Here is a 12,984-nt window from a genome sequence, read left to right as displayed (position 1 = left end):
CAGTTGAAACAGGTTTTATTACCTATTCATTTTTGTTTTCCTTATGGAAGTTATACGTCGCGTCCGGATATCACTACTAAACTTCAAAGTATGAGACATGAAACATGACGAAAATCAGTTGGTTTCAAATCAATTCTCAATCAAATAAGACTGTAGTTGTTTTACTTTCAATCTTTCCAAACTAACATTTATGAAAACAACAATTATTGCGTTTATGCTGATGATTTTCGCATGCACGCTAGTTTATTCTCAAGATGTGCCTCCAAAGCACAGAGGAATGCACCCACGTCTAACTGCTGATGGCAAGGTTGTAGACGAAGCAGGCAAGCAGCTTGGTTACATTAGGAACGATGGAAAAATATGTGACGTTACCGGTAAAGTTATTGGCATTATTGCAGAGACTGGAAATGTAACGACGGCGAATGGTAAAGGTATCGTTGGCGTTATACAAAAGGATGGAAGTTTTAAAACAAAGGAAGGCCACGTTGTAACAACTGATCCAGACGGCGTTGTAAAAGTGGCTGGTAAGATGGTGGGTCATGTGGATCAAGGCTACAAGAACAAAGCCCATGGATGCGCGCTTCATTGTTTCTTCAGCGCCGAGAATGAACATGCCGAAGGGATTGACAAGGGAATCGATCAGTAAGTACTCTACATTACAACCAGACCCGTCTTTATCTTTCACAAGAAACGCGTGAAAACACTTGTAAGAGAAGACCATTCAATGCCCCGGGGGAGTATGAAGTGTTGTCGATGATTTGACCATGATTTTGCGATCTCATAATTAATTCATCATCAAGCTGCATACGGACATGGCTCAATCTCTCTTCACGCTGGCGTTCTGATGAACTGATATTTGGTTTAGCATCAGGCGATTTTCTTTGGCGCGGTCTTTTTAGTGGCCCATTTTTCAAGCAGTTTAAGAAGCTCTTCCAGCTTAATGGGTTTGCTTATGTAATCATCCATTCCTGCTTGTATACACATCTCGCGATCGCCTTGCATAGCATTGGCAGTCATGGCAATAATAACAGGACGTGGTCCCATCTGTTGACGGATCGCTCGTGTAGCGTCCAGTCCGTCCATTTCCGGCATCTGAATATCCATCAATATTATATCGTAATGATGTAAGTGCTGCGCATCCACTGCCTCACGGCCATTCAGTACCTTGTCGGTTACATAGCCCAGCTTGCTCAATACCCGATCTGCCAATTTTTGATTCGTAAGATTATCTTCGGCAATAAGAATATTCAATGGAAACTGTTTTGCGAAATCGACCGATAAATTTTTCCTGACATCGATGTCTTCTAATAACGACTTTTGATTCTTCGTAAGCTGAGCAACGATATGTTTATAAAGTATTGCTTGTTTTACCGGCTTGGTTAAGACAGAAACAAAAACTTCATTATGCTCTTTCGAACGTTCGCCCAAGGAACTAAGCAGAATGATTGGAAGTGCGTTATGTTGCTTGCGAATTTGCCGCGCCAATTCCATGCCATCCATTTCTGGCATCTGCATGTCTGTTAGCACAAGATCAAAATTTTGTTTGTCATTCAAAATAGCGAGAGCCTCTTTACCAGACCTTGCTATAACGGGAACAAGATTCCATTGCACTAATTGATTTTTCAGAATGGTGAGGTTTGTTTCATTATCGTCCGTTACCAGAATGCGCTTTCCTTCAAGCCCCACGGTATTCATATGCACATAGGTTTTTGTTGCTTGGTTGCTGCATCTTACCTGCACCGTAAACATAAATTGTGTTCCCAAACCCGGTTCACTTTCAACTTTTATTTCTCCTCCCATCAAGGCCACGAGTTTTTCAGAGATGACAAGTCCTAAACCTGTGCCACCATATTTACGGGTGGTGGAAGAATCGACTTGTGAAAATGCTTTAAACAGGCGTTCAAGTTTATCTTTAGGTATTCCTATACCCGTATCTCGCACCTCGAATTTTAACTGCAGATCATTACCGTGCATTTCTTGTAACCTTACTCCAATAAAAATTTCACCTTCATGAGTGAATTTAATAGCGTTGCTCACCAGGTTCAGTAAAACCTGTCTCAAGCGTAAGCTATCACCTATAATCTGGGCGGGTACATTGTAGTCAATTTCGTAAATAAGATCCAACTGAGATTTTGCTGCTGTTACGGCAAATACGTCAAGGACTTCTTCAATGCAATCGCGCAAGTTGAAATCATTACTTTCCAGTTCCATTTTTCCGGATTCGATTTTAGAAAAATCCAGAATATCGTTAATTACCCCCAGGAGTGCTTCTCCGGAACTCTGAATCGTGTGTGTATACTCACGTTGTTCACTGGTCAGTGAAGTTTCGGCCAGAAGGGAGGCCATGCCCAAAACACCATTCATGGGTGTACGGATTTCATGGCTCATGGTGGCGAGGAATATACTCTTGGTGCGATTAGCTTGTTCAGCTTCCTGACGGGCCAGTTGTGCTTCTTCTGTCGAAGCAACCAATTGTTTTGTACGCTCCTGCACTTGACGTTGCAGTTCGGCTTTTTGTTTATTTATAACATTAAGACGTGCTCTTACCACCGTTACCAAACTCATAGCCACCAAGAATATTGAAACTATCTTGAACCAGGGAGTGAGCCAAAAAGGAGGTGTAATGATAACTCTCACCGACGAGCCTTGCGTGTTCCAAACTCCATCGTTATTGGTACCAATGACCTTAAATACATATTCGCCTGCATTTAAATTTGTATAAGTTGCTGAATTTTTATTGCCGACATAATTCCAGTTTTTATCAAAACCTTCCAGATGGTAGGCGTATTGATTACCCTCGGGATTTGTAAAGTTTAGAGATGCAAATTCAAATGGAAAGACTGACTCGCGATATGAGAGTCTGATTGTCTGCGTATAGTTAATGTGTTGCTGAAGCTTAGGGGCTTTGTCGCCAATCTCTGCCGATTCATTGAATATTTTAAAATCTGTTAATACAATAGGGGGAACAAATAGATTGGGTTTGATTAATCGTGGAGTGATGCAGTTGGCTCCAAAATTTCCTCCAAAAAAAATCTCCCCATCCTCGCTTCTAAAATATGAATGTCTGATAAATTCGCTTCCCTGCAAGCCATCCGCTACACTGTAATTTCTATAAGCTTTGGTTTGTGGATTAAATTTGCATATCCCATTCAAGGTACTCAACCATATATTCCCTTCGTCATCACAAAGCGCGCCATCAATGACATTACTTGGTAATCCGTTTTTAGATGAATAATGAGTGAATGTAGATTTTTGATGATTGAATATACTCAATCCATTATTAGTACCAATTAGTAAATTCCCGTTGTTATCCTCAGAAAGAGAATTGATGGAATTGTTGCTAACCGAATTCTTGTTATTCTCATCATGAGTATAGTGTATAAATTTTTTGGTGGCATAATTAAAAAGATCCAAGCCATTTGTTGTGCCCACCCATAAATTTCCTCGCTTGTCTTCATAGATCGCAACGACCTCGCCACTGGACAGACTACCTATATCGTTATTCTGATGCTTAAAGTTTTTGAATCGCTTTGACAATCGGTCGAAAAGAAATAGCCCGTCGTACCATGTCCCTACCCAAAAGTTTCCTTTGCTATCCTCGCACATCACACTAACGCTTGCTGATGTAAGCTCAGTGCTATCCGGGCCTGGAAATATATGTTCAAAGGTGCCTTTTTCTTTATTCAATTTACTTAATGCACCATAGAATGTACTCACCCACAGGTTTTCTTGTTTGTCCTCATACAATGCAAGGATTAAATTGTTGGGCAAGGTATTCGGATTTTTGGGATCATGTTTATAAGCTAAGAAAGTCCCGTCTTCCTTCAGCAGGGCTAGGCCCCCTCCATCGGTGCCTAGCCACAGCCTTCCTTTTTTATCTTTTGTAATCGCCTTTATAACATTATTGCTCAGGCTTCGAGGGTTATTTAGCTCGTGTGCATAAAGCTTAAAATTATTTTTTGCAAAGTGATAAACGTTTAGACCTGTGTTCCTGCTTCCGAGCCAAAGGTTGTTGGACTTATCTTTATAAATAGTGGTTATAAAACTTTCACTTAAGCCATCTGGATTATCAATGTCGTATTTATGATGGGAAAAGTGTTGTCGGGCTTTATCCAATATACTTACTCCTCTGGAATGGCCGACCCATAAGTTTCCTTCTGCATCTTCCGCTAAACAATGGACGTTATTGCTTGAAATAGAATTTTCGTTTTTTTCCTCCTGACGGAGCCGAATAAAACTTTTTACTATAGTGTCGTAATAATGGATTCCTTCATTAGTTGAAACCCACAATACCCCAAACTGATCTTCCATGATGTCGCTAAGCCGTTCATGATATGATTGGTTGTTCCGGTCTTTTTGAAATTCAACGGACGTGAAAGTTTTTTGCTTGGGATCGAAAAGAAAAACACCTTCTGATTCGGCTCTTGAGCCAACCCAGAAATTACCTTTACTATCTTCCCAGATGGTCTTGAACCATTGCGTTTCTAACTTCGGATTTTGAAATGTTGTCAGCGACTTACGGACCTCGTCCACAAGACTCAACCCCTCATCAGAACAAACCCAAATATTTCCTTTTTTGTCTTCAATGATATCGCGAATAACATAGTTGCCTTTAAAATGTATAAAAGTATTTTGCTTCTCATCAAATCGGTCTAGCCCCGACAAGGTGCCCACCCACATCCTACCCTGGCTGTCCACGAACAAGCTCCATATTCCATTTGAGCGTAGGGTAGCAGAGTCGTCAGGATTGTTTCGGTAAATCGTAAATTTATAACCATCATATTTGTTTAACCCGGCGTCGGTACCAAACCACATAAACCCTTTCTTGTCCTGAGTAATGGATATTACAAAACTTTGTGAAAGTCCGTGATTCGTATTCAGTCGTTCAAACTTTACTCCTTCTTGTTGAGCATATAAATGACAACTCAAAAAGATTAAAATGACCGATACTAGTTTAAACATTCGCTTAAAGATTTTCATATGTCATATTCCGAAACAAAAATTTCGGTCCAGGGACATTTTTTAAAAAGACTGACACATCCGTAAAAAATATGTGATAACACCGATATTAAAATTTGATAGGGTCACACCACGCAATTGAATCGGATTTTTAATTTTTTTCTTGGAAACTGAATAGCGAGACATAAGAGAATAAAATCATCCAGACTAAAGTATTGAGGTGGTTACATTTGACACCGCATTTAAAAGTTCCTGTGGGTAAAACCCCTAAGGGAAATCCCTTAGAAGTCAGGAAGCAATTACTTGGTAAGCTAATTCCAACTGCAGCGTGATTTGTAATTCTTTTTTTGCGTAAGATATGAATAGCCCTTGCTCTGTATTTATTAATTCAGATGCAAAAGGTACCCTGATTTGAAAATCTCTCCATAGCCAAATACAGCCACTTCGGAGGCAGCATTACAGCAGCTTTATAAGTTGTAAATTTTGTAACATTAACCTTATCTACGATTTTAGAAATTGTAGAAACACGATATTTCATATCTCCAGTGTACCAACTACAACTTAGGATGCTGCAAATTTCTACAACTCACCATCAGTTTGTTAAACTGATTGGATTTTCCTCTAAATCACAGTTATGATGCGAGCCGCGGTTCTCATTTAGATCCAATGCCTGCTGTAGAATTAGCATTCCGACTGTCAGCAAGTTTCGTATTTCATACAACAGCCAGTTTGGTGTTGAGACCTCCAGCATTTCCTCGACCTGACAATGAAATTCCTTTAACTTTTCAAGTCCCTCCCTCATGGACGCGAATGAGCGGACAATACCTGCTGAATTTACCATAATAACTTTCATTGCTTGCCGGATATTCCTGAGTTGGGACTCATCAGGTAAATGGCTGCCATATTTACGTTGGACTATACGTAATGGAGATTTTTGGTGAGACATCCGTTCGCTAATGTCCATGTAACATCGGTGAGCAAATACCAACGCTTCAATCAGCGAGTTAGAAGCGAGTCGATTCGCTCCGTGCAGACCGGTACACGCACATTCGCCGATAGCATATAGATTTTTGATATCAGTCTGTGACTTCATGTTTGTAACAATGCCTCCGCAGAGATAGTGGGCTGCAGGTGTCACAGGAATTTTTTCCCGGGTGATATCAATCCCAAGAGAAAGACATGTCTGATAAATTTTGGGAAATTGACGCTTTAGCGAATTGCTTGGCAGATGCCTGCAGTCAAGATATATGGGATGATTTTGCGATTCGAGATAGATGGCACGCGCGACAATATCCCGGGGAGCAAGCTCACCTCTAACATCGTAATCAAACATAAATCGCCTGTTATTATTTGAAACAAGGCGTGCACCAAAGCCACGCAATGCCTCGGAGATCAGAAAAGCAACGTCATCCATTCGTACATTCAGCAACGTGGGATGAAATTGGACAAAAGCCATGTTGTCAATAGAAGCTCCGGCACGATGGGCCATCGCAATGCCATCGCCTGTAGCAATGGATGGATTTGTAGTCAAAGCATAGGCCTGACCGATACCACCCGTTGCAAGCACGGTGAAGGAGGCCTGCATTATTCTTAAATGATTGTCTAGCTTGTTTACATATGTGATTCCGTTACAGACCCGTCCCTCTTCTGAATTCTCAGTCAATAAATCAACAGCGAGGGTGCGCCACAACACCTGCACGTTGGGTAGCCCATCTAATTTTCTTAGCAGTGAATGCACAATGGCAAACCCTGTTTCATCTTTTACATGCACTATACGATGCGCTGAGTGACCACCTTCCAGACCTAAGACAAGTTTACCGGCGTCATCCCGATCAAAATCGGTGCCCCAGGCGATCACCTCCGCCAGACGCTCGGGAGCCTCCCGCACAACTGCTTCAACTACCTCGCGACGGCACAGACCACCTCCGGCATCCAGTGTATCTTGAATGTGTTGCTCAAATGAATCGTCCACTGCATTTATTACTGTAGCAATACCGCCTTGCGCGTAACGGGTATTTGATTCCCCCGGTCTGTCTTTTGAAATGAGTGTTATGTTTTTTTCAGGAAACCTCGTTGACAACTTTATTGCCACTGACAGGCCAGCAATACCAGCTCCAACAATCAGTATATCCGTCTCGTAATCTTGATTTTCCATTTCAAACATCCTTACAATATTTTCTTTGCTTGGGCATCGGTTTTATTATAACTCGTTACACTTCTTAGTGGAAGTAATTTGCTTACATCCCCACTCTCAAATAGCAATGAATTTAAAGACTACTTTATCCTTATCTACTATCAAATAATTCCTCCCATTGGAAACGATTTCATAAACAGGTTAAATATGGCCGTCCAACTACATCCGTGAAATTCTTCATCCCAACTTTCTATAAAGGTTCACCCAACGATTTAGCCCTCAATTCAAATCTTAAAATTTATATTATAACTTATGCCGGCTGCCATCACCTGTTTCCACTCAATTGGGTCATGATTAATCTATCGGTTTAAAATTATGCAAAACTAACAATAAAAGATATTTTTATCTTTTATTTACGGTAATTTGGGGCGATAAAAATAACGGGCCTCAGTGGATGCATCGTTCGCGGGAATTCATCCAATTATTATACAGAATAACTCATCAAGGCAGAAACAACCAGGTGCTTTCTAAAATATTTGTAACAATGACAGCGTTGCCAGCATCACAAACCATTTCATCAGAAATAAAAAAATTAAAGAAGCGCAAAAACGCTCTCATACTTGCGCACTACTATCAAGATCCAGACATTCAGGATGTCGCTGATATGGTGGGCGACAGCCTGCAAATGGCCCAGTTTGCGGCTACTTCGACCGCCGATATTTTAGTAGTGGCGGGTGTTTTTTTTATGGCCGAAACGGCTAAAATACTTAACCCTTCACGCAAAGTCTTGCTTCCTGATTTAATGGCTGGTTGCTCATTGGCTGACTCTTGTCCTCCTGATAAATTCAGCGCATTTATAGAACAACATCCCGGCTCACCTGTAGTAACATACATTAATTGCAGCGCAGAAATAAAAGCGATGAGTGATGTCGTATGTACTTCATCGAACGCAGTAACGATTATCAAATCAATAAAGACCGAGAAACCAATAATTTTTGCACCTGATATAAATTTAGGGAAGTATTTAATTCAGCAAACGGGTCGTGACTTGCTGTTATGGAACGGCAGTTGTATGGTACATGAAAATTTTTCAATCGATAAAATCCTGGAACTTCATCGCACGAATCCGAAAGCGAGATTCATTGCGCATCCGGAATCACCGCCGCATATCCTCAAAGTTGCCTCCTACATCGGATCAACCAAAGGCATGATCGATTTTGTCCGGCAGAATCAATGTGACGAATTTATTGTGGCGACCGAAGCTGGCATCCTACACCAAATGCATAAAGAAGTACCAGATAAAACGTTGATACCGGCGCCCGGTTACGAGGACAACACTTGTGCCTGCAGTGAATGTCCATACATGAAAATGAATACAATGGAGAAGTTGTACCAAAGTCTTTTATTAGAACAGCCCACCGTGCACGTGGATGAAGCTGTTCGGTTGAAAGCCGCACAGGCATTAGCGCGCATGTTGACTTTGTCCTGACATGCCATGGTTTGTTGGCACTACCTTTTTTAAATTAAGTAAGCCACGTATAAGATACTCTCATTAAGTAACTCCCTCAGTAAGTTATCGAGTACGAAAATATATTAATGGTAAAATCTGAGGGCAGCGTCCGAATCTGAAGATGCTGATAACTTTACAGCCTTAGAATTTTTTGCATAATATCCACATACTTGTTTCCCTTCAGTTCGCGCTCGAGTGCATTAAGCGTAACGACATCTTTTTCAGCCGTAGCAATAACCCAACGCTGCAGTGGCCGATTGGCATCCGGCGTCGTCTTTAACTGACGTAATAATGCATCGGCTTTTTCTTGCTCACCTTTTTTAAAATAAATCATAATGGGTAAAATGTTATTTACAGATGGCTCCGCGAGCGCTACCGTTGTATAATCGATAACCTTATTATTCCATTCAACGGCTTCACTGTGCCTTCCTAGTTTATCAAAACAATAGGCTGTCAGATAATCCTGAATCCTATTATCCACATCATAAGGTTTTCCAACACCAAGATTTTCCGGCCATTGTCGTGATGCCTCAATCTGAATTAATGCGTTTTTATATTTTTTGTTTTGTATAAGATCGATTGCCCACAGCAACGTGGCTTGTTCAAAAATATCTTTTCCCTCGCTCGATCCTTCAAACGGCAATATGTTAAGTTTCTTTAACACGTTGACTGACGCTTCATACCGGCCGTTGTTGAGCAATGCCTTGGCGTATTCGAAACCGAGCGTATAACTATGTCTGAATTTTTTGGCTGCCTGGCTTGCGATAGCAAGTTGCTGTTTAAAATCGCCAGCGCTTTCGAAGTAACTAATAAGGTAACTCCATGTTCTCCACTCTTCGGGTGCCATGCGGTTTGCTAACTGAAGATCAGCTAGCCTCTGTTTTGAACCTTGATCAAAGTTTGCCCGTGTTAAATAAAACGGTGCATAGTCCGCATCCTGTGCACAGGCCCGAAATAATTTTATCGATTCATCGTGCCGTTGCAAAGCATAATAATTCAAGCCGAGAAAATATTTGAATTTCCAGTTGTTGTTTTCTGTTGTGGCCCACGCAAGTGCAGCTATTGTCTCTGTCCTATATGGAAAAACAAACGCCGCCGAAGCAGTAGCGATGTCGTTGAGCTGATTGCTGTCTTTTTTCAAATAAGCGCTCCATATTTTGACTAGCACATGCTGGGGTGCAATCGCAAGTAAATCAATCGCATCTTTTTCTAAACCAAGAGAAATATATTCCAGTGCTATCTCAAGATAACTCTGATACGGAAATTCGCCTCTTACAAGGTTTTTAAACGCTTCGAGGTCTTCAGGAGACTTAGTTAAAAGCGATTTTTCATAGTGCGCAAAATGATTCAACGGATCATATTCGACAATCTCGTTCAGTATCTTCTCCGCATGTTCCCGGCTATTTAATTTTCGATAGATCACTGCAAGGTTGTGCAGTGCATTGAAGTTGTATTTGTTAAAGCTCAACGATTGTTGTGCATAATGTTCCGCAAGATGATAATCACTTTCCTGAATTTTTATACCGGCCATGTGTGCATAAGCAGCAGAGCGAAATTCGGTTGATCGTGCAGCCCATCCAAATGATTCTAAGGCATTAACGAGATCACCTTTCGCTTTGTAACAAGTCCCAGCGAGATAATTAGCTTTAGAATCATAGGTATCATGACGCAAAACTTTGTTCAGATAAGTAAGGGCCGAATCGTAAAACCCACTTCTATAATGTAATTCTGCCAGATTATTGAGAGAACCAAAATGCAATGAGTCGTTGCTAAGACATCGCCTGAATGTCAGCAAAGCTTTGTCGTATTCCCGGTATTCCTTATACTCTACACCTTCTCGATAAAGCGCATCTTGTGTAAATTTTTTAGGTGTAGAAAATGCCGTAAAGGGGCGCTTCAGCATGTTCTTCTTGTCCGAATGATATCGAAGATCCATTCCCTTTACTGTGATTTCGTATGGAATCTTTTCGTCTAGCTGTACCGATTTAATCCACACATCCATAGGCTTAAACTTGGTACTTTCGGTAAGAATGATTTTTCCGTTTGATCTGACTTCTACTATGGCGTCAGCAAACGCCAGGGAATTTATTCCAATCTGAAGCTGGGCATTTTCGTGTTTTACAGAAAGAATGCCATGTGGAGACACTTCATTCAAGCCCCCAATTTCTTTTACGGGAAACCAGATCTCCGACCAACGATCTGTTACTCCCGGTGAAAATGGAACCTGTGTAAGAACACTTTTGGTTGTGGCTGACGGCGAATACTGATCAAATAAGCGGCCTGCCTGAAACTCCATGTATTGACCGTCTCCATCTGTGAGGAGATCTTCCCATATACCACCATTCCTTGATAGTGCCCAAAGCCAAAGTTTATGTCCAGGCATTTCGTCGTACAAAGCCCAGTGACCAAATCCAAATTTAGACTTGTGATAATAGCCTCCCATGAAATCGTTGTATTCACCAACGGTGTGAACAGACTTATGAGAACCAAAAGCATTATTTTTATATTTAGCCAGATCCCGTCCTTCGGCATCCACTGGCCATAACGTTGGTGAACCATCATGCTCCAATGCAAGGTTACCGGGATAGTAGAATTCTAGATCATCGGTTACGATTGCTGCGGCAGTCATCCAATTGTAATAAGACTGATGAATGGGTGTCGGATTGTTCCACGATGCTCTTGTCTCCACATATGCCTTGTCTTTTGGTAACCTTATCTCTACACGCCAGTGGGTTCGAGACGGCAGATCAAGATTCCCTACAATACAACTAACACTACCGTCGTCATTTTTTTTGGTGGTATAATCAACAGGACTTGATGTTGAAGGATGATGACCGATGATCCCAAAATTAAATTCAATACCACCCGATGCCCATGGTCCCCGCATGGCAATGTTTCTAAATTTGATTACCTCATTGCGATAGATAAATTCTTTTCCGGTAGATTTTTCGATTGCGCCCCAGATCTTCCCTCCTATTTCCGGCAACACATAGACTTCGATGTAGTCGTTTTCCAGTTTCACGACTTTCCACTTTTGCATGCTTCCTTTGCTGCTATAACCATCAAACGTGGTATAGGGAAATATTTTTATAGCCTTTGTACTTCCATTCACAACTGGATTAGGATCATCAAAAGGATAGGTTAAAATTTCCCTGTAAGCTTCTGTAATACTGGATGGCGTTTGGCCTGAAAGGAGAATAGGTGCAGCATAAAAAAATAAAAAGACTGTAAACCGAAAACGAATCATACCCGAAAGATTTTGTAATACGCCATTTAATTAAAACAAAGTAATAAAATTAACTTAGTTTAATTGCTTACGGTATAAAATGAAATCTTGTAGATTATCGCTTTTTGATCTTACTGTTGCACTGCGTTTAGCGTGCCCTGTGCATTAAGACTCGTTAGGATGTGTGCATGTTTCGTGCTTCTGAGTTACCCAGTAGGATCTACGGCGCTTTCTTCAACAATAAGATTACAAAAAGGTGAAAACGCCCATCTGTTTAATTTTTATTCAAAGACGAGCTTTCCGAATTTTGTAAACTGATGGAAATTTGTTTCCGGTTTCTTCCAAAACCAATTTACTTTTTTGTTATGATCATGATCTACGCGATACATGTTTACTTTCCATACTGTCCCTTTCTTTGGAGGAACATTTTTTAATGGACTCATCAATGCATACGGAATAAAGAATTCGGCGTACCACGCTTTAATCTTGCTCCCGGTTTTCTTAGCTCCCCCGTCCACGCTCGTCATGTGCCTGGTTTTTCGCTCCCCCTCATACTCCCACGGACGCCAGCCCAAAAAATTGCCATCAAAATTCGGAATAAGTATGGGCAACTCGTAATTCAGTGGAGAGATTTCATATTCAAAATAAACCGTCGAGGTCGTATCCGTCCAAAGGAAAACTTCGGCCACATCTTCAAGCCAGAGCCTTTCAAAATCAGCAGTTTTTGAAGCTGTTAAAACTTCATCTTCATTATTGAACAAGAAATAAATTCCGGTTTTCGAATACAGCACCTTGACACCCGTTTTTCTTGCCTCATTCGCTTCCGACGCAGTCATTGGTATCCACGCCGTTTTTTCCCACGCGCTATTTTTACCCTCGCCGCTTAAATTGAAATCGTCTGTATATTTTGCAGTGATGGTTCCGGCACTTTGTTGTGAAAGACCAATCTTAAACGCGACCACCATCCATAGCACCAGGAAAAATCTTTGCATCATCTTTTGTTTTAACAATGCTGAATTTAAAATTTTGCTTGAATTGTTGTTGTAATTTTTAATAATATTTTCACTTAGAGCCTGGCTTGGGCAAGAATTTAAAGCAACCATCATACGAACCGAAATAACGCATATCGGCTAATGAATGACAGTATCCTTTTTA

General features: G+C 41.0%; 6 protein-coding genes. 2 read left to right on the top strand and 4 right to left on the bottom strand.

Annotated features, from left to right (window positions below; genetic code table 11):
* Nucleotides 1-190 precede the first annotated feature (190 nt).
* Nucleotides 191-646: a 5-fold beta-flower protein gene (locus tag P2W71_RS08185; RefSeq protein ID WP_276369481.1), complete on the top strand. Its 456-nt coding sequence runs from the start codon at nt 191-193 to the stop codon at nt 644-646.
* A 221-nt stretch (nt 647-867) separates the two neighbouring features.
* Here the strand turns inward: P2W71_RS08185 and P2W71_RS08180 are convergent, their stop codons facing one another.
* Nucleotides 868-4,962, bottom strand: a complete 4,095-nt coding sequence (locus P2W71_RS08180; RefSeq protein WP_276369479.1) for a hybrid sensor histidine kinase/response regulator — start codon at nt 4,960-4,962, stop codon at nt 868-870.
* Between the two features lie 589 nt (nt 4,963-5,551).
* Entirely contained in the window at nt 5,552-7,114 is a 1,563-nt protein-coding gene (gene nadB, locus P2W71_RS08175) for an L-aspartate oxidase (protein ID WP_276369477.1), read from the bottom strand.
* A gap of 523 nt (nt 7,115-7,637) precedes the next feature.
* Between nadB and nadA the strand changes: the two genes are divergently transcribed.
* The gene (nadA, locus tag P2W71_RS08170) at nt 7,638-8,582 is read left to right on the top strand and encodes a quinolinate synthase NadA (protein ID WP_276369474.1); all 945 of its coding nucleotides are present in this window, start codon (nt 7,638-7,640) and stop codon (nt 8,580-8,582) included.
* Nucleotides 8,583-8,736: 154 nt separating this feature from the next.
* Here the strand turns inward: nadA and P2W71_RS08165 are convergent, their stop codons facing one another.
* Together P2W71_RS08165 and P2W71_RS08160 are read right to left on the bottom strand one after the other, a co-directional pair.
* Nucleotides 8,737-11,850: a DUF5107 domain-containing protein gene (locus P2W71_RS08165; protein WP_276369450.1), complete on the bottom strand. Its 3,114-nt coding sequence runs from the start codon at nt 11,848-11,850 to the stop codon at nt 8,737-8,739.
* A 260-nt stretch (nt 11,851-12,110) separates the two neighbouring features.
* A complete protein-coding gene (locus P2W71_RS08160; RefSeq protein WP_276369448.1) occupies nt 12,111-12,824 on the bottom strand; it encodes a carbohydrate-binding family 9-like protein in 714 nt (237 codons plus the stop codon).
* Nucleotides 12,825-12,984 lie beyond the last annotated feature (160 nt).

It is taken from the genome of Chryseolinea sp. H1M3-3, from assembly GCF_029360725.1.
GTDB lineage: Bacteria > Bacteroidota > Bacteroidia > Cytophagales > Cyclobacteriaceae > Chryseolinea.
The sequence above is the reverse complement of the archived record's forward strand: the minus strand, read 5'-3'. Positions and strand labels throughout refer to the sequence as shown.

Coding starts and splice junctions, on each gene's coding strand:
- P2W71_RS08185 (WP_276369481.1), top strand. CDS start 191: ATGAAAACAACAATTATTGCGTTTATGCTGATGATTTTCGCATGCACG.
- P2W71_RS08180 (WP_276369479.1), bottom strand. CDS start 4,962: ATGTTTAAACTAGTATCGGTCATTTTAATCTTTTTGAGTTGTCATTTA.
- nadB (WP_276369477.1), bottom strand. CDS start 7,114: ATGGAAAATCAAGATTACGAGACGGATATACTGATTGTTGGAGCTGGT.
- nadA (WP_276369474.1), top strand. CDS start 7,638: ATGACAGCGTTGCCAGCATCACAAACCATTTCATCAGAAATAAAAAAA.
- P2W71_RS08165 (WP_276369450.1), bottom strand. CDS start 11,850: ATGATTCGTTTTCGGTTTACAGTCTTTTTATTTTTTTATGCTGCACCT.
- P2W71_RS08160 (WP_276369448.1), bottom strand. CDS start 12,824: ATGATGCAAAGATTTTTCCTGGTGCTATGGATGGTGGTCGCGTTTAAG.